This window comes from Leptospira soteropolitanensis (assembly GCF_026151655.1).
Lineage (GTDB): Bacteria > Spirochaetota > Leptospiria > Leptospirales > Leptospiraceae > Leptospira_A > Leptospira_A soteropolitanensis.
The window spans coordinates 882,732-909,715 of sequence record NZ_JAMQPN010000001.1 but is presented as its reverse complement, the minus strand read 5'-3'; the positions used below and the strand labels follow the sequence as shown (position 1 = coordinate 909,715).

Annotated in this window: 18 protein-coding genes; 10 read left to right on the top strand and 8 right to left on the bottom strand. The window is 35.5% G+C overall.

The window, feature by feature from the left end:
* Positions 1–13 precede the first annotated feature (13 nt).
* From ND811_RS04380 to ND811_RS04365, 4 genes are all read left to right on the top strand, one after another.
* Positions 14–1,639: a hypothetical protein gene (locus tag ND811_RS04380; RefSeq protein ID WP_265350185.1), complete on the top strand. Its 1,626-nt coding sequence runs from the start codon at positions 14–16 to the stop codon at positions 1,637–1,639.
* A 176-nt stretch (positions 1,640–1,815) separates the two neighbouring features.
* Positions 1,816–3,423, top strand: coding sequence for a hypothetical protein (locus tag ND811_RS04375; protein ID WP_265350186.1), 1,608 nt, complete (start codon positions 1,816–1,818; stop codon positions 3,421–3,423).
* A gap of 143 nt (positions 3,424–3,566) precedes the next feature.
* Entirely contained in the window at positions 3,567–3,944 is a 378-nt protein-coding gene (locus ND811_RS04370; protein ID WP_265350187.1) for a DUF1304 domain-containing protein, read from the top strand.
* Positions 3,941–4,810 carry an RNA polymerase sigma factor gene (locus ND811_RS04365; protein WP_265350188.1) on the top strand — a complete coding sequence of 290 codons (870 nt, stop codon included), beginning with the start codon at positions 3,941–3,943 and terminating at the stop codon, positions 4,808–4,810. Before ND811_RS04370 ends, ND811_RS04365 begins: the two co-directional genes overlap by 4 nt.
* Here the strand turns inward: ND811_RS04365 and ND811_RS04360 are convergent.
* The gene (locus ND811_RS04360) at positions 4,778–5,674 is read right to left on the bottom strand and encodes an AraC family transcriptional regulator (protein ID WP_265350189.1); all 897 of its coding nucleotides are present in this window, start codon (positions 5,672–5,674) and stop codon (positions 4,778–4,780) included. The two genes, ND811_RS04365 and ND811_RS04360, sit on opposite strands and share 33 nt — an antisense overlap.
* 147 nt (positions 5,675–5,821) lie before the next feature.
* Here ND811_RS04360 and ND811_RS04355 point away from each other — a divergent pair, with 147 nt between their 5' ends.
* The gene (locus ND811_RS04355; RefSeq protein ID WP_265350190.1) at positions 5,822–6,670 is read left to right on the top strand and encodes an NAD(P)H-binding protein; all 849 of its coding nucleotides are present in this window, start codon (positions 5,822–5,824) and stop codon (positions 6,668–6,670) included.
* Between the two features lie 322 nt (positions 6,671–6,992).
* Complete coding sequence (locus tag ND811_RS04350) at positions 6,993–8,540, top strand: hypothetical protein (protein ID WP_265350191.1); 1,548 nt, start codon at positions 6,993–6,995, stop codon at positions 8,538–8,540.
* A 48-nt stretch (positions 8,541–8,588) separates the two neighbouring features.
* Here ND811_RS04350 and ND811_RS04345 read toward each other — a convergent pair whose 3' ends face one another.
* Positions 8,589–8,999, bottom strand: coding sequence for a DUF5329 family protein (locus tag ND811_RS04345; RefSeq protein ID WP_265350192.1), 411 nt, complete (start codon positions 8,997–8,999; stop codon positions 8,589–8,591).
* A 228-nt stretch (positions 9,000–9,227) separates the two neighbouring features.
* On the opposite strand from ND811_RS04345, the gene ND811_RS04340 reads away from it, so the two are divergent.
* The gene (locus tag ND811_RS04340) at positions 9,228–9,899 is read left to right on the top strand and encodes a TetR/AcrR family transcriptional regulator (RefSeq protein ID WP_265350193.1); all 672 of its coding nucleotides are present in this window, start codon (positions 9,228–9,230) and stop codon (positions 9,897–9,899) included.
* Here the strand turns inward: ND811_RS04340 and ND811_RS04335 are convergent.
* From ND811_RS04335 to ND811_RS04325, 3 genes are read right to left on the bottom strand one after another with little or no spacing between them, the layout of a single operon-like run.
* Positions 9,896–11,536, bottom strand: coding sequence for a sulfatase-like hydrolase/transferase (locus ND811_RS04335; RefSeq protein ID WP_265365515.1), 1,641 nt, complete (start codon positions 11,534–11,536; stop codon positions 9,896–9,898). The two genes, ND811_RS04340 and ND811_RS04335, sit on opposite strands and share 4 nt — an antisense overlap.
* Positions 11,523–13,649 carry a transglycosylase domain-containing protein gene (locus ND811_RS04330; protein WP_407658860.1) on the bottom strand — a complete coding sequence of 709 codons (2,127 nt, stop codon included), beginning with the start codon at positions 13,647–13,649 and terminating at the stop codon, positions 11,523–11,525. Before ND811_RS04330 ends, ND811_RS04335 begins: the two co-directional genes overlap by 14 nt.
* Positions 13,650–13,705: 56 nt before the next feature.
* Entirely contained in the window at positions 13,706–18,775 is a 5,070-nt protein-coding gene (locus ND811_RS04325) for an alpha-2-macroglobulin family protein (RefSeq protein WP_265350196.1), read from the bottom strand.
* A gap of 146 nt (positions 18,776–18,921) precedes the next feature.
* Here ND811_RS04325 and ND811_RS04320 point away from each other — a divergent pair, with 146 nt between their 5' ends.
* Together ND811_RS04320 and ND811_RS04315 are read left to right on the top strand one after the other, a co-directional pair.
* Entirely contained in the window at positions 18,922–19,356 is a 435-nt protein-coding gene (locus ND811_RS04320; RefSeq protein WP_322113423.1) for a hypothetical protein, read from the top strand.
* A gap of 44 nt (positions 19,357–19,400) precedes the next feature.
* A complete protein-coding gene (locus ND811_RS04315; RefSeq protein WP_265350198.1) occupies positions 19,401–21,779 on the top strand; it encodes a PAS domain-containing protein in 2,379 nt (792 codons plus the stop codon).
* Here the strand turns inward: ND811_RS04315 and ahpF are convergent.
* The 3 genes from ahpF to ND811_RS04300 all read right to left on the bottom strand — a co-directional run bounded on the left by ahpF (position 21,765) and on the right by ND811_RS04300 (position 24,966).
* The gene (gene ahpF, locus ND811_RS04310; protein ID WP_265350199.1) at positions 21,765–23,324 is read right to left on the bottom strand and encodes an alkyl hydroperoxide reductase subunit F; all 1,560 of its coding nucleotides are present in this window, start codon (positions 23,322–23,324) and stop codon (positions 21,765–21,767) included. The genes ND811_RS04315 and ahpF overlap by 15 nt on opposite strands.
* A gap of 44 nt (positions 23,325–23,368) precedes the next feature.
* Positions 23,369–23,932, bottom strand: coding sequence for an alkyl hydroperoxide reductase subunit C (gene ahpC, locus ND811_RS04305; protein ID WP_265350200.1), 564 nt, complete (start codon positions 23,930–23,932; stop codon positions 23,369–23,371).
* Positions 23,933–24,048: 116 nt separating this feature from the next.
* A complete protein-coding gene (locus ND811_RS04300; RefSeq protein WP_265350201.1) occupies positions 24,049–24,966 on the bottom strand; it encodes a hydrogen peroxide-inducible genes activator in 918 nt (305 codons plus the stop codon).
* A 92-nt stretch (positions 24,967–25,058) separates the two neighbouring features.
* On the opposite strand from ND811_RS04300, the gene ND811_RS04295 reads away from it, so the two are divergent.
* Complete coding sequence (locus tag ND811_RS04295) at positions 25,059–26,984, top strand: PP2C family protein-serine/threonine phosphatase (protein WP_265350202.1); 1,926 nt, start codon at positions 25,059–25,061, stop codon at positions 26,982–26,984.

Genomic DNA, 26,984 nt, shown 5'->3' with positions numbered 1-26,984 from the left:
CCGAAAGGGAACTATGTCGATATTCAACTTTAATCAGAAAGCTCCGACTATCAAAATCTTAATACTAACACTTTTATTTTCTCTATTTCCAATTAATAACTGTAAACTGGAACTAAACAATCCGAGTGATCCAAGATCAAAGAGTTTTTTTGAAACTGCACTCTGGAATTTCTTTCTAAATTCTTTATGTAATCCAAATACAAGCGGGTATTTTCACTTTGGAAGTGGCAATACTTTAATCATACCTTTATCTCTCAAAGTATTAAATAGTGGAAATACAGTCGTTACTGCAATATCGGGAGAACCACTTTTTTGGAATGGGAGTGCAGGTGGAGTTAATGCAAACCATCAAAATTCGACATTAAATGGAGTTGTTTTCGTCATAGACAAAAGTTTTTCAAGAATATTATGGCTGGATTATATTGGTGAAATGAGTTATGGAGTTGGTGATTGGCCAATACCAGAAACCATCTCGATTGATGAATTTTCCAACGGAGATTTGGCAGTTTATGCTTTGGTAAATGGTGCAGGAAGGTCAAATGTAACCAATGCAAAAACAACTACTAATGCATTCTACCTTGCTCGGCTTAAACAACATTCTGGAGAAATTGTTTGGCAAGGTTATTTGAATAAAGACAACACAAGACTTGAAAAACAGAGTTATGCGATGTCCATCCTTAACTTGGATCGAATTGCACTCCTTTTCCAAGGAATTTCGGAGGCTTCAACTCCAACCCAAGACAATATAGGGCTAGGATACCCAGGTCTTCCATATCCAATCTATGGCTCAAGTGCAACAACGGTAAGCCAAAAGGAACTAGGAATTGCAGTTGTTGATGGAAATGGAAATGGACTTAGTCAAAGTTTTTTGCCTAATACTGGAACTTTAACAGAAGCAGTTTTATTCAAATCAGATGGAAACAAAATTTTAATTGCTGGAGGAACATCAAACAATTTTGTTTCTACTTCAGGTCACCCAAGAGTGAATGAAAGCAGAGTTTTTTATGGAGTTATAAATTCCGGGTTAACTTGGGATGCATTGAGTTATTTTGGACCAACTAATACAGTTGGTACTTTCAATTTACAAAAAGCATTATTTGCTAACAATGAAGTTTTTTTGATTGGAAAAACTGAGGAACCGTATCCTACACCTAACACGTTCTATCCTTTCCAAGGAACATCAGGTCGCAGAAATTACCAAATATTAAAACCAGACAAAGGTAATACTGGTTTAATCTGGGGACAATTTTTGGGAGCCAGTGCCTACAATGTACCAGAAGTATTACCAGGAAATTTAGCATTCAATAGTGGAAGGCAAGAAATCGTTGGGAATCTATTGGCAATAGACAATGGCAATGTATTCACAGGTATATCTCCTGATATCTCTTCAGGGACTTTCCAGTACCCACTGGCTCAAGCAAGATTGAAAATCAATCCTTCTAATGGTGGATTCAAACAATTACAATACTATGATGCAACCTCAGACGTTAGTGGTAATAATGGAAAGTTTCTCACCAATCAAGTGGACGCATGTTCGGGAAGAATGGTAACAATCCATTCCAAATTCGGTGACATTGCAAACTTTAGTACTGGTAGAAATTTTGAAATCTCAACAAAGCCAGCGAGTGCAGAACCATAAAACCATATATACGTAAAAAGTAGTTCGATCGATCTCTAAACAAATTTTTGTTTCGTACTGTATGAAGACTACCCTCTCTTAGGGAAATCGACAAAGGAGTTGAGAAATTCGTCACTTCCCATAGCATGGCCAAAAAAAGAAAAACCTTTCGAACCGAAAGGTAATTTAGTTTGGCGATGAAAGAACAAATATATTTTAAAAAAAAGTTTTCTACACTTCTCATTTTTTCTATTCTATTCATAGAACTTAACAACTGTAAGCTGAGTTTTAACAATTCTAGAGATCCTTTTTCAAAAAGTTATTGGGAAACTTTGCTTTGGGAAGAATATCTTCGAGGATTGTGTAATACGAATTTACGTGCCTCTGTTCGTTTAGGATCAGGTACATACAAAATCTACCCTTACAAATTACTGAAACTTAAAAGTGGAAATTTTGCTGTGACTGCGGGAGTTTATGAAACAGTTAATTGGAGTGGAAATAATTTTGGAAAGAATTTTTCATTTTCTGGAACACAAGGTACTGACCTAAACGTAGTTGCATTCATTGTAAATGGTAAAACTTTTCAAATAGAATGGTTAGATTACCTAGGCCAGCTAGCATCAAATTCTGATAGTAAAGAAATGGTACCAATTACAGAATTATCGAATGGTGATGTTGTTGTAAGTGCTTACACAAAGAGTCCAATACAAGGAACACCGATCTCTTCCAAATCCAATACAAATTCATTAATCATGGTTCGTTTTGATAATAGCGGTAACCGAGTTTGGAGTACTTATTTAGATAAAGTCGACAACTCTATTGTTGAATCCAGGTTTGCCTTGGTTACTGATGATGTAGACAATATACATTTATTTTTTAACGGACGGGCAATTTCAATGACTCCAGATACAAATGGGTTTGGCGAATTTCCGGCTACAGAAGTTCCTTCTAATGCAACTAATACTGGTACAGAAGAAATTGGTTGGGCAATTATTTCGCCAGAGGGTCAGCCTATAAGGCAAAGGTATTTACCATCTTACGGAAGAGTTGTCGTCTTAAATGCCACATATAGTTCGGATCGTTCTATTATACTTTTTGGGGGAGCAGACGATAATTACGTTGGTTATACTGGGCATCCACTACCATCGTATAACTACCAAAGACCAATGGTTACAAAATTATCGCTTTCTGATTATTCGATTCTGAACAAAAACTACCTTGGGTCGAATAGCGTAAGTAATACGATTGGTGCAATTTATGGAATTGCTACGTCAACAGATGGAATTTATACGACGGGTCTCAATTCAGGAAGTTTCGGAACCTCATTTCATCCATTCCAGCTTTTTCCAAGTTCCACTAATTTCCGAAATAATATTTTTTCAAAGTTTGATTGGAATGGAAATCTTATTTGGAATCAATTTCTCGGCTCTACATCGATTGATTCACTCGAAATTCCACCTATCATTAGTTATTTATCTGAAAGTAATAAATTAAAAGCATTTGCATTTTCTCCAGAAAATGGAACGCCGTATACTGGATTAACAATTCCAACAACTGGAAATGGTTTCAATCCACTTCAAAAAACTACCCTAAACATTGAAGGTTCCAACGGACATTACCAATCAATCCATTATGAAACCAGTTTTTATATTTTTCCCCCCACAGCACAAGAACCTATACACAATATAATCTCGGCGTCTGACGCCTGCGGCGGTAGACTTGTTCGATTGCAAAGTATTATAGATTTAAATACTGAAGTCGGGGTGATGGAAGTAGCGACAAGGCCAGCCAGCGAAGAACCATAAGATTTTCTTATGACTAGGTTTGAAATTCAAGCCAGTGATGGAATTCCGAAAAAAAAATCTTTTTTCCGTTTTTTGTTTTCTATTTTGTCACAATCGATAAAATCAATTGTCCCAAGAAGTAAACAATTTTTTAGGAGAATTTTATGAAACTTTTTTCTCTCATCCTGACTGGCTTTGTGGCAGTGGAACATGTGTTTATTTTAGTATTGGAAATGTTCCTCTGGAAAACTGAGTTTGGAATGAAAGTATTCCAACTAACACCGGAAACCGCAGAAATCACAGCAAAGTTAGCAAAAAACCAAGGACTATATAATGGTTTTTTAGCAGCAGGACTTTTTTGGGCAATTCTCTTTATCAAAGACCAAAAACAAAAATTCCAAACCATTTTATTTTTTCTAATTTGTGTGGTGGTAGCCGGTATTTATGGTTCGGCAACCGCTAAGTTTTCGATTTTGTTTTCGCAAGGATTGCCAGCTTTCCTTGCCCTTGTAGTTCACTACATAACTAACAAAAAAAAATGATCGATGATCCGCATCTTCCTTTATTAGAAAATTCCCTGTCAGGTAAAACAAGTGCTTTGGAGGAATTGATCCAAATATTCCAACCCAAAGTTTTTTCTCTGGCGCTGAAATTTTTATGGAATCCAGAAGATGCGGAAGACGCTACCCAAGAAATTTTAGTCAAAGTGATTACGAACTTAGGAGGATTTCGAAGAGAAAGCAAACTTTCCACTTGGATTTACCGGATAGCAAGTAATCACTTAATCAATGTACAAAAATCAAAAATAGAAAGAAGAAAGGTGCACCTTCGCGTGATTCGCGAAGAATTACATAGAACACAAGTCCCCTACAATCAGAATTCCCAAATACCAATTCATCTCCAAGAAAACGAATCCGAACCTAAAATCTCCGAACTGGTTTTACATGTACAAGTTGCTTGCACCTATGCCATGTTACAAGGCCTCACGAGACCTTACAGAATGGCTTATATTCTTGGAGAAGTGTTCCAAACATCAAGTGAAGAAGGCGCCTCTGTAATGGGAGTTCGATCAGAAACTTTTCGACAAAGATTGTCTAGATCAAGAAAACAAATGGAGACCTTTCTTGGAAAAGAATGTAGTTTAACCAACGTAAACAATTCCTGCCAATGTAGCAATCGAATCACATACGCAATGAAAGCAGGTAGGATTAAATCCTATCTCAAACTTTCAGAACAAATGAAACAAGATGGAAGATGGAAAGAGATAAAGCCAATGATGTCAGATACTTCGAAAATTCGCAAAGCAGCAGAAGTATTTCGAAATCAACCTGAATTTCTACCTAAAAAGAACCAATTAGAAAATATAAGAACATTATTAGACAACTCGTTTCCACTCGCGACTCGGTGAACTTCCGAAGATCCGCTTATATGCTTTAGAAAAAGAAAAAGCTGACGCGTAACCTACATTTTGCGCAATTTCTTCAAGGCCCATATTGCCCTTCTGAAATAATTGTTTGGCTTTTTCCATTCTGAGTTTTGCCAAATATTCCATCGGTGGAATCCCTAGAACATCACGGAATCTGTTGGCAAGGTTTGCACGAGATACACCAGTTTCTTTTGCTAAAGATTCAATCGTCCAATCTTTACTATATCCATTGTGCAACTTTTCCAATGCGTATAATACTAATGAGTCATGAAAAGCTTTCACCCAACCAACTTGCGAGGATACATTTTGATTTAACCACATTCGCAACATATAGTATAACAAAATATCTGTTAATCTTTGAACGATTAAATCTGTTCCTAAATTTAATTCTAATTCACGAGAAAGGATTTGAATGATGTCACCAAGTGCGTGGTGGGCCTGGATGGTTTCAAAAGGTACATAAATATAATCAGGCAGTTCTAAAAAAAACGGATGTGTTGGTCCAGGTGGTACTTCATAACGAACCGAAACAAAAGTAGTAACAGGTTTTTCTTTTTTTATACGAATTTCTTGATCACCTAAAAACCGTTCAATGGTTACAACCTTTGCCTTCGGATCAGATAAGAGTTCATGATTGACACCTCGGGTGATAAAAACTAAATCACCTTTATGCAAAGGAATGGTTGTATTACCCATCCTCGCATAACAGCTGCCTTGTGTCACTACATGAAAACCACCACTTTTTTCACAAGGGAAGTGGAATCCAAAACTATCGTAAATTTCCCCTTTGGAAAGTAGGTCGTTTTTCCAACCTGCTGAAGCTAAGATATCAGAAAGTAGATCCATAACCCATTTTCTCCTGCAAATTTCCAAATGTCTATCATTTTATACGATTGGATATATTTTAAATATTTTATGACATAGACAGTCTATATTTTTTAAAGTAAATTATACACACAATCACGGATTTGATTCCGAAATGAAGGATAAACTATGAAAGTATTTGTATACGGCGGTTCTGGACTCGTCGGTGGCCATTTAATCAAAGAATTACTAAATGGTGGGCACGAAGTTTTTGCCGGATCGAGAAAACCCGAAACGCAAAAGAGTTCTGCTAGTCTAAACTGGGTCTTCGCTGATTCTAGCGAACTTACCAAAGGACAAGAAGTTTTAGAAAAGGTTGATGCTGCTTTTTTCCTCAGTCCTCCCGGCCAAACCAACCAGTTTGAAATCTTATCGCCTTGGATTGAAAAAGCAAAACAAGTGGGTCTTAAAAAAATAGTTTTGATGACCGCAATGGGTGTAGACCACGCACCACCAGAAGCACCATTCCGCAAAACAGAAATTATGCTCGAAGGATCGGGCCTACCTTGGAATATCATACGCCCAAACTGGTTCATGCAAAACTTTCATACCTTTTGGATTGCAGGAATTAAACAAGATGGAAAAATCTATTTTCCAGGTGGCACTGCAAAAACAAGTTTCATTGATGCGCGAGATATTGCTTCTGTGGCAGCGGTTCTACTCACTAGCTCAAAAAATGATAACCAGGCATTTACTTTAACAGGACCTGAATCCATAGACCATAATGTAGTCGCAGACCATTTAACAAAAGTAAGTGGAAAAAATATTGGATATGTTGATGTAGACCCAAAAGTATTTGAAGCTTCGCTTGTTTCTGCCGGACTCACAAAAGACTATGCTGCATTTCTTGTTATGATTGCTGGCGCATTAAAAGAAGGATTTGCTTCTCCAATCTTAGATACAGTAAAAACTCTGACAGGGAAAGATCCAATTTCTTTTAGTCAATATGCAAAAGATTTTGCAAATGCTTGGAAATAAGAAATTCAATCATTGAATTAAATGTCTATTTGATTAATTTAGGATTGAATTTTAATCTACGATTAAGATCCGGTTGGTATTTTCACCAGCTGGATCTATTTGCATATTCCTTAATATCAATTTAAGAAAGTTAAAAATACAAATCGAAAGATCACTGCAATCAAAAATTGGGAATTTCCCTTAGCTTATCCTATGGAAGTGATCGCGATGGTATCTTTTAAGATGGTAAAAAACACTACAAGATATCTTGTTTTTCCAACCTTTATATATAGTTTGATTTACAGAACCAAATGATGATCAAAAAAAAATCGTAACCTAACCTATGAATCGATTCAATGGCAATATTGCATTAATTGGTAATGTTATGTTTTACAGATTCTTTTTTCTTAATATTTTAATACTCCTTTTCTCCTGTAAATTAAACCTAAACAATCCGAATGATCCAAATACAAAAGACTATTGGATAAGAGCTTTAATTCAGGACTATTTATTAAATGATGGATGCAGAAATTTTGCAGAGTGGAACAGGCGTTATGGTGAATCTACTTCATCAACTTATGGGGCAGACTTTCTATTTTTGTCCAACGGAGATATCATTCTTATTGGTATAACTAAGAATCCTATCCAACCTGGAGTTACAAGCGGGATCACGGGATCTTTTGAAGGTACACCAGGCGCAGCTAAAAACCTCTTTCTGATGCGCATTGCGAGAAACAATGGAGACATCCAATGGATAGATTACTTAGGACAAGTTTATAGTTCTCCAAACAATCTAAAACTTCATCAATTTTCGAACGGAGAATTAGCTGTTAGCTTTATTGCTTTAGGTTCTGGACAATCAGGATCTGCCCTTATCTCCCCTAAATCAAGTTCAGCGGTGGATAAATCTGTTTATCTTGGAAGACACCGTACTGATGGTAGTCGTGTTTGGTTTACTTATTTAGATTCTTCATCAATAGGTGCAAACCTAGTTACAGCATTAGACAAAAGCGATCGGTTTCATTTATTCGCGGAAAACGATGGTAACACTGGACATATATCTTTCTCTGAACTTCCATCTAGTCAAAATGTCTCACTCGGTGGGGAAAGCGATACAGACATACTCTACGGTCTTGTTGACTCCAATGGGAATGGTGTTTTCCAAAGATACATTACAAGTTCCTATAATGAATCACCATCCAATGCCGTTTATTCCAACGGATATCTTTACTTAGCTGGTATTTCATCCGGGAATTTGGAAGGAACTAGTCACCCATACTTAGGTGGTGCTCTTCCTTTTATTGCAAAATTCAATGCATCCACTGGAAATCGGGAGATGTTTATTTATACAGGATACCCGAGTGCCTCTTTTGATTACAGTAGGCAACTTGTAGTCAGTGATACTTCCATTCTGCAATTGCTAAGAACCAATTTACCCTGGAGTTCTGTGGTCAGAGAACCTATGCAAAGTGATACAGAGCATTATGCCTTTGCACAATATGATTTGAATGGTGGCCTACAATGGGTTTCATTTTTAGGATTTTCTAGTGGTGATGTAGCTACATTAGAAGAACCACCAACCTTATTTGAATCCAATGGACTCTTGAGAAATAGGTCTCGTATTCCCGCATCATTGGGACGCTATACATCTGGAATATCGGTTAGTTCAGGCACTGGCTCAGGAGACTACCAACTAGCAGATGTTTGGATTCGTGCAAACTCAGGATATTTTGAACGTATCCGGTATAGTTCTAATATAAGTGGGACAGAAAATAAACGAACGGATCAAATGAAAACACTTTGCGATGGAAAATACGGATATATGGACAGAGTGTTTTTCTCTGAATCAGAAGAACCAACACAAATAGAGTTCCAAACAGCCCAAGAGTAAAGTGATGCAATTAGTCCTCTATCAGCAGATGAGAAGTTTAACTAACCATTACTTACAATTTTCCAATTGAGCTAACTCAGCAAATAACCAATCAGCTGAAAATAACTCCTTACCTTGTGAAAACTGAATCCGATAAGGAGTTCCTGTTAGAAAGGATTTTGAGGCAATTTTTTCAATGAAAAGTTTAGCAGTCCAATCTTTTGGATCGGGAGCAAAAAATGAGTTTTTTGCTTCTTCTAATTTGTAACGGAGATGTTTTTCTGCTTCTGCTGGAGTGTGACTGTCTCCGTTACGAATAAAATTACCTTGGATTTTACCTACTTTCTTTAATAGTTTTTCAATTTTTTGTTCTTCTGTTAATGGATTACATGATTCAGTTTTTGCATATAGATACGAATGCACAGGAACCAACTCGAATGAAATAAAAAATAGAATCCAAATAGGCCGTAGAGACTTCATAAACATTCCTTTTCCTTGACTTAATTCAAAGTTAATATCTGTGTACAAAATCATTTTTAATCGAAAACAAAGAAATCATTGCGAACAAAAGGTTTTTTTAACTATCAAAAGAATCAGATCCATGACTGTCAGTCATAGTTAACTGACTCAGAGTTGTTTCAAATTGACCTTTAGTCAATAGTATATTTTTTTCTAGCATATTTTTTAAGATTTTCGCATTCTGGAAGTATGAGCCGCGCGCCAATGGTAGAACGTTCGCCCAAAAAAAGAGCCGTATTGGAAAAAGATAAACTTTCCAAACGAACTTCAATTCTCCAATCTGCAGCATTTCTTTTACAAAAAAAAGATTGGGCGGAACTATCAATGGATGAAGTTGCGAAACGAGCAAAAATTGCCAAAGGTACTTTGTACTTATACTTTCCAACAAAGGAAGATCTTTGCCTTCGAGTACACAATGCAGATTATGAAGCCTGGTTTTTGGATATGGAAAGTTTTCTAAAAGAAACCAAATTAGTCGATGCGGAAGTGTTTTCTAATTGGTTTGTTGATTCGATGGATAGACATCTGCGTTTTTTAAAACTATTACCCATAGTCCCAACCATTTTAGAAAAGAATGCAAGTGTGGAAACCATTCGGGAATTTAAACTCAGCCTAAAAGATCAGATATATAAAATTCTTCCACTTCTAATCAAAGTATTTCCTTTATTAAACGAACAATCAGCATTTTTATTTCTGATGCAATGTCATGCTTTAGCTATTGGATCTTGGTCTCATGGATTCCCTTCTAACCAAGTCAAAGATGCAGTTAAAGAAGATGGATTGGATATGTTCGTTTTAGATTACAAAAAATTTCTGCGAACATCTATTCTTACACTTTTAAACGGATACAAAATCACTTAATGAATTCCAGAAATAATTTGATTTACTAACTTATCTTTTAAGCGAACGTCAGTTACTTGTTTCCTATTTCGATCATCTAAGTCCATCTCCAACAACTGATCACGATCACTGTGGTAAATGTATTTTTTGTCCAACGTAATCCAAGATTTTTGAATTTCAGAATTCCAAGTTTTTGAAAATAAATTTAGTTTATAGTCAGCTGAAAAAAAATTTTTACTTTGATCCAAATGGACCTGGTCTTTATCCTCATCTAATAGCCCTAGAATTGTTGTCTTAAAATCTACAGAGGAACCTTTTTTCGGACGATAGATTTCTCCTGATTTGACAAAATACAATAGGAATGGTACATCCGTTTCCTGATTATATAAAGAATAATTGTGCGCATGGGCACCTTCTTCTCCAAAAGATTCACCATGATCTGCCGAAAGAATAACGACAGTTTCACGACTCGAATGTTCTTTCCAATAAGAAATAATCGAATCTATAACTTTTACTTCTTCTTGTAATGCTACCTTATAACGAAAAGAAGGTGATTTCCATTCAGATTCAGAGCGATTTTTTGAAATGAAATAGGGACTATGCGTTTGGCTAAGTCCAACCAAAACAAAAATAGGACTATTTGTTTTTTGGATCATTCTTTTTTGTGCAGAAAGAATTACTCTATCATCCATTCCCCAACTAAATGAGGAATATAGCGAACCATACTCTTTTTCTAATGTAGTTTTATCCCAAACTGATTGAAAAATTTTAGGAAAGAAACTCTCCATACCTTCGAAATAAATAGATTGAGTATAAATCATAATAGTTTGGTAATTATGATCTCTATGCAATAATACGGGAAAACTTGATTCTAAAATAGATTTATCTATATTCAATCGACTAAGATTGAGTTGCGATTGTCCAGTCATCCATGTGAATAAACTTTTAGATGTATGCGGCATAGGAATCCAAAAATGAGCTCCTTCTAACAGAGAAAAATTAATGTATTTTGATGTTTGAGTAGATAAATGTTTTCTAGAAACGCCTTCCAATAATACAAAAACAATATTGGGTTTATCATGGATAGATTCCAAAACCGACTTCACCCTTTTCGCTTGAGATAAGGAAACGGGGAGGTATTTACTAACATCCAATTCCTCATTCTCAGAAATAAATGATAGAAAAAACAAAATGACAACGGACAATGAAATAAAAATCTTTTTTCGATTCTTATTTAGAATCCAATAAAATCCTATAAACAAAACAATCCACTGCGACAACTTCCATTGATATAAAAAACCAATGATATCGGTAGACAGAAGACGAATATGTTTGAAAAAGTATAGAAACAATTCAAAGTTAACAGACGTTTGATACACTTGTTGGTATCCCAGTAGGATTAAATACAAAGTCCATAATATAACACGTAAAATTAAACTATATTTAATTCCTTGGATTTGTTTGTTTCTTAAATAAATTTCTAAAATTAAGACGACAACGGTAAAGGTATTGAGAAAAAAACCATGAAAGTATACCCAAACTCCTATTGCACCAGAAAAGAGTCCCTGAAAGCAATATAAGGACAAATAAATAAAAAACATAGGAGTATTTTTCAAGCTTGATAAAATAGCAGTGATTAGAAACTTATTTAACTTCAAAGTCTACTGTTGCCTTTTGTACGTCACCATCATACAAAACTAATGATTGTTTACCGCGAAAGATTGGCAAACGTAATTCACCGTTAGGTGAAGGTATTAATTCTTTTTCTCCATTCCAAATTAACTTTGGATCTTTTAAGGTTTTAATTTCACGGATTCGAACTGGAATACTCTGTGTCTCTTTTTCATAAGAAGGATGGTATAAATAGATTTGTCCTTTTGAAGGATAAACAAAACCAACTCCAAGTATTAATTTTTTTGTATTACCAGAGTGTTCATCGCAAAATTCAGATGGAATGACTTTTTTTCTTACTTGTAACCCAATAGCGGGACATTTTTCCAATGCTAATTTACCTGTGAGTCGACAAAACCTTTTAGTCTCAGTAAAATTTGGCATAAAGTCTTGTTTTGGTTTATCTTTCATTAAATTTCGGAATATATTTTGTACAATACGTCCTGCACCAAACGAACCAGAAACATCCATTGTCCTTTCACCTGAAAAATTCCCTACCCAAGCACCAACCACATATCTCTCATTAAATGCAACGGTCCATGAATTCCGATAGTCTTTTGATGTTCCTGTTTTAATTGATACGGAAAAAGGGAAATCTAAATAACTTCTTCTACCAAAAGCTCTCTGTCGCAATTTTGGATCTTTTAAAACAAATTTAATTTCTTCGGCTGTATCTGGTGAAAACAAACGTAAAGTGGAACCATAGTATAAAGGTTTTTTATCGATCGAACCAAGACGAATTTTTGGCAGTATTCCGTTTAATACAAACGACCCATAAGCACGAGTTAGCTGCAAAAGACTTGTCCCTCCTGCTCCTAAAGCTAAACCTGGACCATAATACTGCGGAGATTCTTTTAAGTGAGAAAATCCTGCTAACTGAAGAAATCGGAAAAAAAATGGAATACCCATTTGGTTGATTGCCGTGACTGCTGGAATATTCCGAGAATTACCAAGAGCCTCAGCTAAAGTTAAATCTCCCCAATACCTTAAGTCTGCATTTCTCGGAAGATAATTGCCTCCTTGGCCAAGCGAAAAAGAATATTTCTCATCAGAGAAGATTGAATTAACTTTATAATAACCCTTTTCTATAGCAATCGCATATAACAACGGTTTTAGAGTGCTTCCGGCATCCCTATATGCTAGACTACCATTTACCATTCCATTTCCATCTTCGAAGAAATTTTTAGATCCAATCATAGCCCGTAGTTCTAACTCATCTTCTTTGCCAGGCATCCGTTCCAATACAATTGCCGACGCATTCGATACATTCCATCTTGCCAGTCCTTCTAATTCAGAATTTACTATCGAATGCAACTCCGAGTTCAGTTCCGATGAAAGTGAAGATACAAATTCTTCCGATGGAACAGAAATTAACTTTCGAATCCAATTTAGAAAATGTTGGTTTTCGCCTTTCCAATCTTCGGCAAAATCATACTTACTTTTAAATTGAGAATATTCGATCAGTTCGGCTGGATTTTTTAATATCGGAAGTTCATACGGAATTCGATGGACAAGATTGTTATAGCGAGTCAATAACTCTTCTAAACTTGGTTTGTTCTTTCGAATTAAAACCGTTAAGTAAACAGCCTCTTCAATCGACAAAAAACGAATATGTTTTCCAAATATCGCTAGTGAGGCGGAAGGGAATCCAACAAGATTCGAATGAATGGATACAGAATTTAGATAAGCTTCTAAAATTTCAGGTTTTGTAAGCCAAATTTCGTATCGTATAGCTTCAATGATTTCAAAAATTTTTCGCAAAGAAAAAGGATAGGAACGAATCTCTGGATTTTGAATCCGAACAAGTTGCATGGTAATCGTTGACGCTCCACCTCTTTTCCCTTTTGAAAAAAAGTAGGAACGAATTGAATTAAAACCTGCAAATAAGTCAACGCCATGATGAGAATCAAATCGTTTGTCTTCTGCAATTTTTATGATTTCAAAAACAAAGTTTGGATATTCTCTGATTTTTTCCCAATCTTGTTTGGTTTGATTTGAGTTTCTCCCTCTACCAATTAGAGTTCCTTCCTCTGTTACAATACGAACTGTTGAATGATTTCGCAGTGACTCAAAATCAACAGGTCTAAATAAAAACACCATTAGAGTGGCAACGAATATACCACCTAACGGATATATAGTTAAATATTTTTTATAAATCAATCCACTTTCACTCGAATCGTATTGGTATTGCCGTAAAATTGAGGATGATACATTAAAAAAGTTTTAGATGCAGGTAAAATGGAATTTCCTTTTGCTACTGGTCTAAGAATATAATTAAACTCTGTTTCCCCTTTGGAAAGTCTATCGTCTGAAAAGATGACACGATCATCTCGATATTCTTTATATCCTCCGTAGTAACTTTCTGTGACATCGGTTTCTTCAGCATCCGATTTTTTTTCCGTCAAAAATGATGTGTTCACAATTTCAGCATTACTAGGAATCGGATCGACAACCATAGCAAATGCATGTTCAGTGTTACTCAATATTTTCACTTTCACGAGGTAAGTAGACCCTCTTTGGAGATTTGTTACTTCTTTTAAGATTGGATTTCCATTAGAATCTCTCCCATCGATTCGATATAGAATTTTACGAATTTCCAATCCGTTAAACTTTTGTGTGGTGGTATCTTTTACGGGGACATACAATAATCTGGATTGAAAATAAATCCTTCCTTCGGGACTAGTGCGTTTAAAAAGCAAAGGTCTCCCAGAAGGATCTTTGGAATCAAACAAACGATCAAAAGTTATTTCTTCTTTATAAATGGAATCGGATGAAGGAGAAAAAGATTCATTGATCAAAGTTTTTTCGCCAAAAATTGCTTGTCCTTCAGTATCCACCGATGTGGATTCAAATCGATTTCTATATTCCGACAATGCTAATGCTATGGTTCCCACACTATGGCTATCAGACCAAAAATGGTTTTGTCTATCCATCATTATGGATTTTACTAAATCAACTATACGAGGATTTTTAGAATCTACCCGTAACAACAATCGCAAATAATTTCCAAGCACTGTTGAAGAATTATAATAGGAGTAATAGTATGGTTCATCTGTATTTTCCTTTAAAGGTTTTAACGAGAACAACTCCTTTTCATACGAAATGTACTTTGTATATTCTAAAAATAATCTTTTGAATACTGAATCAGATTCGTAAGATTCTAGTTTATGCGTCTCTGCATAAGAAGTAAGAAAAATTCCACGAGATTTTAAATTAAGTTCTTCAAAGTGATCAATTAATGTTTTTTCTAATGAACGGACCTCTTTTTTGTCTTTTGAAAGTACCGAATAAATCAAACTTAGAGTTTGATAAGAATTGATTGAAGTTTCTGTAGGATTTTTTACATAATTTTGTAAATACTGAATAGCGGATTGATAAGCCTGTAAATTTGATCTTTTACCTTTCTCTTTTCCGATCTGCATTACAGATGCAATATAGGCAGTTAAATATGGATAACCTGTTCGCCCAGCCTCTTTCCATAATTTAAAACTTCCATCCGATGCTTGGAATTCAGACATCTCATCTAAAAATAATTTTTCAATTTGCGTAAAGTCATAAGAGTCTTTTGTTGGAGCCTTATATTGAAATTCTTTCAGCAACTCACCTGCACTTAAAGAAAGTAGATAGGCTGAGGTTCTCTGTTCCATACAAAAATAAGGATTAGATTCGTAGAAATCAAAAGCAGATTTTAATGCAGTCAGTGCAGTTCCAGACATCCTAACGTCTAATGAACCTTTATTTAGTAATATAGATTCTTTTTTGGGGACGTTTATGATAGTTTTATATTCCGAATCGGTATAACCAGAAAACTGCACTGAAGTTACTGGATCAAACTCTTTGATCGGGATACTTACATTTAGCGAATCAGAAAGATCCGATTTTTTCAAATCTGCAAATTCTGAAACATTTTCAGGTTCTACTGAAATTTGATAGGACAACTGAATTTCATCCTTTGGATGGTCCATTTTTAGTTTGACGTATTGTGATTCAGATATTTGAAAGGCTCGAAGGACTTCTTTGGTTTGGCCAGCAGCTAATTCAATAATAGACCAACCTTTGCTCTCAGATAAAAAACTAGAATCGATTTTATATTTAAATTTTCCTTTTTTCTTTGTATTATTGGTGATACTACCACCTAACTCTAAACTATCGCCAATACGAATAAACCTTGTAACTGTCTTTTGTAAAACTAAATTCTTTTTAACAGTAAACTCTACATTAGAAGCGCCAAATTTTCCATTGGCAGAGGAGGCAACCATCACTCGAAATGTTGTCAGGTTATCAGGTAATGTAAAACTTAAATCTGCATTTCCATTACTATCTGCAATTACAACCGGATTCCAATAAGCTGTGTATCGAAAGTCTTTTCTTGCACCAGATTCTGATTCAGCAGAAAACCCACCGCCTGAATCTTCACCATAATCTCCCCCTGGACTATCTCCTTTATTTTCATATATATAATGTTTGATGATCATACTACGAAGTTCGAAAGTTTTTACTATATTGTACCAGTACTGGTAGAACATCTGTACCGGACTTTGGAATGAATAACCAACTAAATCTAAAACTCCTCGGTCTGCTACCGAAACTGTAAGTTCAGCACCAGGATTTGATTGGATAGACAACTTAACTTGTTCTCTAGGTTGATATTCTTTTTTATCCGTTTTGATCACAACAGGTGCGGTTCTGGATGCTAAATTTACTTTTAAGGTAACGGAACCGGTTTTAGCTTTAGGAGCACCTAAGTCTTGTTCATTGAATTCTTTAATATCGTCAGCAGAGAGACTTTCCGGAACAGGAATTCTTCCTGATAACATAACAACATTAACATCTACGTTAGGTAAATAAGACTCTTCGATAGGAATTTCTAAAGGAGCGCTATTACCTTTCATCAAAAAAGATTTTTTATAATAAACAGAATCTCTTTCGACAGTTACGATAACTCGTGCATTCTGCAAAGGGGATTTAATTAATATTTTTGCCTTATCACCAATCTTGTATTCCTGTTTATCGGAACGCAGCTCGATCGAATCATCGCCACGAAAGTCCCAAGTATAATACGATTCCTTTTCATAAGCATAAAAATCTACTCGTGAAAATACTTTATCGCGATTCAAAACTAAAACTGTATAACTTCCAGGTTCTTTAGCTCGATAATCGAAAGAAATACCATCTGCTTTAGAAATAAGTTTTTTCGTTTCAACAACTTTCTTTGTTAGTTGATTACTCCTAAAAAAGAACTTACCCAATCCTTTTGATAAAACCGAAGTCCAATCGTTATAAATGATATATGCCTTTAGCTCAGCACCTGCAACGGCTTTACCCTGCAAATTAACGGCAATGGCCCCGAACTGGAATGGTTTATCTAAAGTTTGGTATCTATCGTTACATTTTAAACCAACATAAGTTTCAGAAGGGTTGTAAGGTATACTTGATGATTTTGTAACTGACTTCCCATCCACGTCATATACAGAAGATTCCACAACTAAATGAAAAGGGTCTGCGATTTCAATATCTTCACCATCAGTAACAAATTTGCGAGTCAACTCTTGGACAGGAATATCCAAACTATAAAGTCCTCGGCTGTCCAAAACTCCTTCAGCACCGGTTACATAATCAGAATTGCCACCTGAATACTCGTCTTCATAATCATACCAGGTATCTGAAAAAACGTAGCTAGAAAACGAATCGAAATCTATAAATCTTTTTCTTTTTAGAACCGAATAGCTAACCTTAGCTCCTCCCATCGGAGCACCAAACATATATTTTCCTTCTACACTTCCTTTTACATTTTGATCTTTGTTTACAGCACTTGCCAAATTTACATTGACCATGAAGTTAACAGGTCGGAATTCTTCTACCTGAAAGGTATCATAGGTAACCGAACCATCTTTACCTGGCAAATAAGCCGAAACAGAATAATGTCCCAAAGGGGCATCCGTAGAAATAAGATAACTTGAGGTTATACCTCCTTGGACGGTGGAAGTAAGATTTGTATTTGTCACATCCTTACCACGGGAATCTCTAATTTGTAGATTTACTGATTTGGAAGAATAAGGTACCAATACCCCATTTTTTCTTTCTGCCAGTACAACTTTAATTTCAACGCGGTCTCCAGGCCTATATAACTTTCTATCAAAGTATACCTTTCCTTTTACATTGTTTTCCGTATAATAATCGCTATAACCTTCGATATGGGTTTCATTAAAATGAAGGAATGCTTTGTCTCCATTTGGATCTTCAGCAATTAACACTGATTTATCGAATGATTTTGTATCACTCAGAGTTGGGAGATTACAATATCCATCCTTATCTGTTTTACAAGTTCCGCGTAAACTTCCTTTTTCATACAAACTCATATTTGTATTAAAAACTGGTTCTGCTTTAGATAAACCGTGCACCCAAACATGGAGCTTATTTGGATCTAGTTTTGTTGTGATACCTAAGTTTGTGGACTGTAAAAAGATGGATTCTCTTTTGAACTCTTCCTTATTATTTTCTCCGATAACATTTGCGCCTAATTGTAAAGCTATCCAACCTTTTGTATTGGGTTTCGATCCAAAAAAATGATCAATGTCCATGCCTTGATTGCCAAAAGAGTTTACCTTGAGTCCTGATTTCCAAACTGAGTTTTTCCAATTCAATTGACTTTCAAATTCGTAATATCGATTACCCAATGTTGCCACTGCATTTACAAGTGTAGGTATCGATAATTCTGCTGATCGAATTTGAAATTCAGGAACATTCGAAATGGAAATCGGAAGTACTTTGTTTAAATTAGATTCAAAAATATTCTCACGTGACAAAGAGAAAGAAGGTTTATTAGTCATCACGGGAAGTTTAAAACTAACGGGTGTTTCTAAGAAACATTCGTTCTCTGCATAAAATTTTCCAATTTTGATTTCATAGGCAACACCAGGATCAAAACTCCAAGAATCGAGAGAAAACTCACGACTTACATAATCTGGAAATTCGGTAATGGGATTAGATGGTTTTGGTACTATTTGAAGTGACGATGCTAACTCTTGCAAGTTGGTATCTTCTGAGACAGTAATACGGTAATCCCAAAGATCTTCTAAATATTTGAGATCTGTTGTGTCTAATTTGACTTCGATTCGGCAACTACTTGGAAAAATCGTACGTTTGATGGACCGAAAAATTCCGCTAATAGAATTACAAGAACTAAAAAAAAGCAAAAAACCTAAGGCCAATACTAACTTACGCATGAGAACTCCGAAATTCGAATGTTCTCTGTTCTACGACGGCCAGTCCTTATTGCCAACTCTTTCCTGAATGAAAAGGGAAATCTTTATATATTTTTTTATCTGGATCAGAATTTTTGCTATGCTATTCTAATTTTGAAATTTGATTGATGACGATGTCACTATCACAAATTAAAAAACAGTTTTGGGACTTAAAAGCACCGAGTTCCTTTCCTGCCGGAAATTACAAAGCAGAATGGCTCGGGCCTAAATGGTTTCAGGTAGGTGCTAGTTTTAGCCTAAATTTTATGTCGTTTCGCCACTGGTGGGGAAAATCTTTTGATGGCTCAGACATTGCCTACAATTTATTTTTACCGCCTAAAACCAGTGAATTCCAAATGCGTTTTCCTATGAAATTGTCCCATGCAAAGTCGCCGCTCGACGGAAACCCTAGCCTTATCTTAGAATATACGAAAGAAGCCCCCTTCCCTTGGCCCTATTTTGTAGACGAATTCCGGGTATGGAACGATACCGACCTATTGGGTATGAGCTACAGTAAATTTACCCCCTCGTTGGCACTTCCCTTTCTTATTAGAAAATCCTAATCTAATTTGTTAGATCCCTAAAAAAGATTCGTCCAATCTGGAGTATGCGTCCTCCTCCGCCATCATTGGAAATGCAGATTCTCTCCGCAATGGAGGAGGTAATTTTTTCGGCGAGTTTTCCAGAATTAGAAATCATCTATATTAGTCCCTCTGCAGAAACGCTAACCGGATATTCCAGGGAGTATTTTACAGAGGCACACGATAACTGGAAAAACTTAATCCACCCCGAAGATAGATCCATAGTCGAAACAGCTTTAAGTTCACTAAATGCTGATGATAAAATTAGAATTCGTTACCGAATTCAAACTAAATCTAAAAATATAAAATTTGTCCAATGCCAAGGGCGATTGATTCGAAACGAAGTAGGAGAAATTTTACGTTTTGATGGAGTGATTGCCGATATCTCCGAATTACTTTCCTTACAAGATATTATTAAAAATGAGACAGGCGAAATAAAACAACTGTTACTTGAAAATAATATTTTGTTTAATGGAAGTCAAGATTCGATGTTTCTAATAGAAGTTATGGATGACAACGAATTTGTGATTCGACGTATTAATGCTGCCTATGAAAAATCAACTGGTGTCACTCAATCTTTCATACAGGGAAAAACGCCAATTGAACTTTTAGGAGAAGTTCTTGGAAGTCCAGTTATTAAAAATTATCAAAAAGTATTAAAAGCGAAAAAAACAATTACCTATGAAGAAAGTATTCCCATGCCTGCGGGAACAAAAATTTGGACTACAGCCCTCACTCCGATTGAAGTGGATGGAAAATTCAAATTCATTGTGGGAGCAAGTAAGGATATTACTGAACAGAAAAGAGCAGAATACGCACTAAAAGAATCTAACGAACGCTATTCGCTAATTTTAGAAGTCAGCTCCGATGGTTGGTTTGATTGGGATTTAATTAACAATACAGTCATTTACTCTAGAAGATGGTGGTTAGAGTTCGGTAATGATGAAAAACCAGAAAGCGTTCCAATTGATTATTGGAAAAGTCTGATCCATCCCGATGATTTTGATTGGGTTACAGAATTTTTAGAAAATATCATGCTCTCACAAAGAGAAACATTTGAATTTAGTTTCCAAATGAAAAAACGAAAAGGGAATTATTCTCATGTTTTAACACGATGTTATATCCAAAGAGATTCATCTGGAAACAAAATAAGAATGGTTGGTTCCAATTCAGACCTAACCGAAACAAAAAAAATAGAATATACACTTCGAAAAGCAAAGGAAATGGCGGAAGCTGCCAATATGGCAAAAGGCAACTTTTTAGCGAACATGAGTCACGAAATTAGAACGCCACTCAATGGTATTATCGGATTCACAGAACTATTATTACATTCTACTCTTACGGAAGAACAAAAGGAATCATTACAAAACATCAGACTTTCTGGAAAAAGTTTGTTATCTTTAGTAAATCAAATTCTTGATTTTTCAAAAATAGATTCTGGTAAAATGGAACTGGAATTGATTAGCACGGATTTAACGGATTTAGTCCAATCAACCGTAGATCTATTCAAAATTTCTGCGGCCTCCAAAGCAATTCAATTAAAACTTCATTTCGACCCTCACTTACCTCGGTTTGTATCTTTGGATCCTTTGCGAGTTAGACAAGTTCTTTCCAATTTAATTGGTAACGCTATTAAATTTACTCACGAGGGAGAAGTAAACGTCTCCGTAAAACCAATCAAACAAATTGAAGATTTTATTGATATTGAGTTTTCCGTATTGGATACAGGAATAGGAATTGATCTCAATTCAAAAACAAAATTATTCGATTCCTTTTCACAAGCGGATACATCCATCACTCGCAAATACGGTGGGACTGGTCTTGGTCTCACAATTACAAGCGAACTGATTCAAAAAATGAATTCTCAACTACATATCGAAAGTGAGCTTGGAAAAGGAAGTAAATTCAGCTTTATTCTATCACTACAGATAAATGCAAACGGCTCAGTATCATCTAACTTATTTGAAGAAAAACAATCAACATCAGACGAATCTGTGATCGTTGAAAACAATCTTATACAAAGTGATATTTTAATCGTGGAAGATAATGATTTAAACAAAAAACTATTATCAAAAATGTTACTAAAAAGATATCCGCACATCCATCTAAGATTTGCCTCTGATGGAGCCGAGGCAGTAAGACAGTTCCAAATTAAAAACCCAGATTTAATTTTTATGGATCTACAAATGCCAATTATGGATGGTTATACGGCAACGATTGAAATCAGAAAACTAGAAAAAGGTACGAACAATAAAACTCCCATCATTGCACTAACGGCAGGAGCTTTTTTTTCCGTAAAAGATACAGCGATAGAATCAGGTATGAATGATTTTCTTACCAAACCTATTTCTACCACCGACCTATATTCTACAATTGAAAAATGGCTGCCATCAAGCCGCATGTAAAAGATATTCAAAAGCGCTAATCGCCGCCTTCGCTCCCTCTCCCATTGCGATGATAATTTGTTTATAAGGTGTGTTTGTCACATCCCCGCAAGCAAATATTCCATCTACATTGGTTTTACATTTTTCATCGACCAAAATTTCCCCAAAACGATTAGTTGCCACCAATTCTTTCACAAAACTACTGTTTGGTACAAGTCCAATCTGAACAAAAACCCCATCAATGGGAATAGTTTCTGATTTTTCAGTGCTTCTATCCTTATAAGTAAGTCCTGTTACTTTCACATCATTTGTTTGAATTTCAGTTGTCTGTGCTTTTACTAAAGTTTTGATATTTGGAGATTCTGCCACTTTATCCAATAACACTTTGTCCGCATTTAACTTATCACCAAACTCTATCAAGGTGACTGACTTTACGATCCCACTAAGATCTAACGCTGCTTCTACACCTGAGTTTCCTCCTCCAACGACTGCAACATCCTTATCCTTAAAAAATGGACCGTCGCAATGTGGACAATAAGCCACGCCTTTTCCAACAAATTCTTTTTCACCAGGGACATTGAGTTCGCGCCACTTTGCACCTGTTGATAAAATCACTGTTTTTGTGACAATTCGTTCGCCTGTATTCAAATGAATAGTTTTTAATTTTCCTGCTTCAATTTTTAACACACGGACATTTTCTTTCTTTTTGATCTGGTTTTTAATTAGTTGTTCTGATAATACATTGGTGAGCTCAGGGCCTGTTGTATAAGGTAAGGAAATTATGTTTTCGATACCTAACGTGTCCTTAACTTGACCACCTAACCTATCTGCGATGACAAGTGTCTTCAATCCTTTTCTTGCAGAATACACTGCCGCTGTTATGCCAGATGGACCACCTCCAATCACGGTTACATCATAAACTTCGGAAGAACTAGAAAGTTCGGAATTAGCTTCCACTGAGTCAGAAACTGTATACAATTCTAAAAGTTTATCAAAGATAATGGATGCTTCTGCTTTTCCAGATAGGAATCGTTTTCCATTTAAAAATACCGCAGGAACCCCTTGGATGTTTTTCTCCTTCACAAGTTCTGGATACATTGCCCCATCGATCATATTATGTGAAATAGAAGGATTCACGAGTGCAAAACTATTGAGAGTTTGAACGACTTCGGGACAGTTATGGCAATCCAATGAGATGAATGTTTCAAAATGTAAATTTTCTTTTAATTTCGAAACTGCGGAAAGAATTCCTTCTTCTAATTTGATTGGGTTTCCACCAGATTGCAAAATTGCCAAAATCAATGATGTAAATTCATGTCCCATAGGAATTCCAGAAAATTCAATACCCGTAGGTTTATCTTCAGAAAAAATCGCAAAACGTAGACCATCATTTTTTTCTTCAGAATGTTCCAATGAAATTTGAGGAGAAAGAGAAACAATATCATCTAAAAATGCAACTAACTCTTCTCTTTTTTCATGTTCGCCTGAATACAATTGTATCTTCACAGGATTCTTAATCCTTTCAAAGTATTGTTTGACTTGTTCTTTTGTTGATTGATCTAACATAATAACCTCCCAGTTTAGGCGGGATTAAACCCGCCTAACGTAATTTAGATTTTTCCAACCAAGTCAAGACCTGGTTTCAAAGTTGTGTTACCTGGTTTCCATTTTGCCGGACAAACTTCTCCATCGTTGTTTGCAACATATTGCGCAGCTTGAACTTTACGTACAAGTTCGTCGGCAGAACGACCGATTCCAAGATCATGGATTTCAGCAGTTTTGATTACACCTTCAGGATTCACTACAAAAGTTCCTCTAAGTGCTTGACCATCTTCTTCAATCATAATCCCAAAACCTCTCGTGATCTTTCCTGAAGCATCACCTAACATTGGGAATTTGATTTTTTTAATGGTATCACTTGCTTCGTGCCAAGCTTTATGAACAAAATGTGTGTCAGTGGAAACTGAATACACTTCAACTCCCATTTTTTGAAGTTCTTCGTAATGATCTGCTACATCTCCAAGTTCCGTAGGACAAACAAAGGTAAAATCCGCAGGGTAAAAAACAAAAACGGACCATTTTCCAAGAACGTCTTTTTTGCTAATTTTTTTAAAAGCACCGTTATGAAAAGCTTCCGTGGTGAAATCTGGAATTTGTGTGTTGATATTGGACATTGAATATCCTCCTTTCGTGTTAAGAAGAATATATCCCGAATTGAATCATTTGTAAAATAAATATGGTAAATGATGAGATTTACAAAAACTATGAAACTGGTTTTGACTCAGTCCATTTAATCTTGGTTCAAAGACACCCCAATGATTTTATACTTCTCTTTAGAATGGTATTCACTCGGTATTACTCCAAGAATCAGACTTGTGAGTTTTTTCAAAATTCTAGTTTTATAAAAACCTTTTTTATAAACCAAACTAATTTCCCTAGCAGGTTCCGGAGAACTAAATGGAACCACACGTTCCGATGTAGAATTTACGGATAATTTTGGCAAAAGAGTCACACCGATCCCCATATCTACCATTCGTTTGAGTGTTTCCACACTTCCACTTTCAATTTTTGCAAGCGAGTTTCTGTTACATATTTTTAAGGATTGATGACGAAAACAATGTTCTTCACCAAGTACAAGCAAGGGATATTTTTCAATATGTTTCATTGAAACCGATCGGGATTTTTCTTTGGCATCTTTAGGATAATAAACAACAAAAGGTTCGTAATATAGCGGGTGTTCTACGATATTTGGAATTTTTAGTGGAGTAGCAAGAATCCCCAAATCAATTTCTTCTGATTCTAATTTTTCGAGTATGGTTAATGTAGGTAATTCAGAAATTCGAAAATTAACTTTTGAAAATTCCGTTTGCAAACTTTGGTAAATAGAAGGAATTAAATAATTACTTACTGTAGGGATAATTCCAATAGAAATATTGCCAGCGGGTTCATCTTTCCATTGTCCTGCAATTTCAAAGAGTTTATCTGCCTCTTTTAATGTATTTTTTGCCTGGTCTACTACCGCTTTTCCTAATTTGGTAGTAATGACAGGATTTTTCTTTCGATCAAATAATTCGAAGCCAAGTTCCTGTTCGACTTTTTGAATTTGTAAACTCAAAGTCGGTTGAGCAACTAAACAATGTTCGGCGGCTTTTGCAAAACTTTTAAACTGATCCAACGCAACGATATACCGAAGTTGAGTGATTGTCATTTAGATTCGCTCCAAAAAAATAACTAAATCATATTAGAAATTAAAAATCAACTTGCTTTCTCGATGTACACAACTAACTTTATCCGGTAGTGATGAGATCTCTCTCATTTATTTTCCCCATTTTACTTACAGCAGTTTATTCACTTTCCTCGGAACCGCTAAAAGTAAGTTCGCAGGACCTTACGACTATTTCGGAGGGCTGGACATTTACGTCCCAAGGGAAAACCATACCTGTTCAAGTCGGGAAAGGGCTCGCTCTACAAGGAATGAAACCACCGATTCACGGCTCCTATAAAATTTCTTTTTACTATGAACCAAATCACAAACCACTCGGTATCTACTTAGACCGAATCCAGGAAGTCGACAAACTTTTTGTGAACGGAATCCTCTTAGGAGAAACTGGTTCTGTTTCTAACGACGGATTTTATTCCCCCAATTGGTATTACAAACGCCTCTATTTTATACCAAGTTCGGTTCTTAAATTAAACGAAGTTAATGTACTCGAATTAGAAATTCATTTTCGGAACAAAACATTTCAAGGCGGATTGTTTAGAAAAGTTCCAGTAATGGGGAACTACGATTTGCTCCAAGAATTCATCATTAAAGAAGATGGTCGTGATTTTTGTTTCATCATGTTGTTTTTTGGAATTGGAGCTTATCAAATTTTTTCCATCATACTAAAAAGACAGGCAAAATCAAATTTTTATCTCTTACTTTCTACGCTTATCTTTGTTATGTGGAGATTACCACTCTTAAATATTAGTTATACTTATACCAATTTTCCTTTTATTTTTTGGCTAAAAGTTTTTTTCACGGCTCAAACATTACTTCCAATTTCTATCTTTTTGTTTAGTTATTCTCTATTTCAAACCAAACTCCAGCTCAAAGAACGATTATTAATTTTCTTTCTTCTTTGCCTTGCTTTTTTGCAAACCTTGGAATTAGAAATTCCAACAAGAATTTTATTACTCCGTATTTGGGAATTCTCTTTAATCCCTATGGTGTTTTTTATCATTCGAGGAGTCATTCGGGCAGCAAAAGCTAAAAAAGCAGAAGCATATTTTCTGGCTGTTGGTTTTGTCTCTATCTGCATTGGTACAACTATTGATATAATTATCGATCTTACATCGGGAAAAAATATTTATTTAACACAATATGGTTTTTTGATCTTAATGATTCTTTCTGGAGTTGCTATCTCCTATCGACATGCAAAAAATGAAAAAGAACTTTCAATACTCACAAAGGATTTAGAAATAAGAGTTCGAGAAAGAACATTAGAGCTCCGTGAAAAAAATCAGGATTTGGAACAGGACTTATTCTTTGCATCCCAACTCCAAAGTTATCTTCTACCGAAAGAACATCCAAACATAAATGGAATCAGAATCCATACTACTTATTTACCGATGCAACAAGTGGGTGGTGATTTATATGATTGGGTGGAATTGGACAAAAATCGCCTACTTTTATTAATTGCTGACGTTGCTGGACACGGGGTTCCTGCGGCCTTTGTATCTTCTATGGTGAAGGTTCAATTTAGAGAATCTACAAAAAAAATCAATTCCCCAAAAGAAGTATTAGAGCATATGAACCAAGCACTCACTTCACTTGTGAGTAGATATTTTATCACTGCTTGCTCTGCATTGATTGATACAAATTCAAATACGATCACCTTTTCTACTGCGGGCCATCCTAACCCACTAATTTACAATCGAGTGACAGGTAAGTTCGAATTTATGAATATCAAAGGTCCCATCATAGGCTGGAGAGAATCATTTACTTATAGTGAATGGACTCATAATATGAAAACCGGTGATCGTTACTTTTTTTTCACTGATGGTGTCACAGAAGCCCGGGCCGAAAATAAATTGTTTGGTGAAAGCAAAATACTTGATCTACTGGAAAGAGGAAAAGAAAAAGATATAAAAACATTATCCCAAGAGATAATTGTGCAGATTTCAAGATTTTCGGAAGAAGAACTTAAAGACGATGTCACATTTTTCTTTGTTGATGTAACTTAA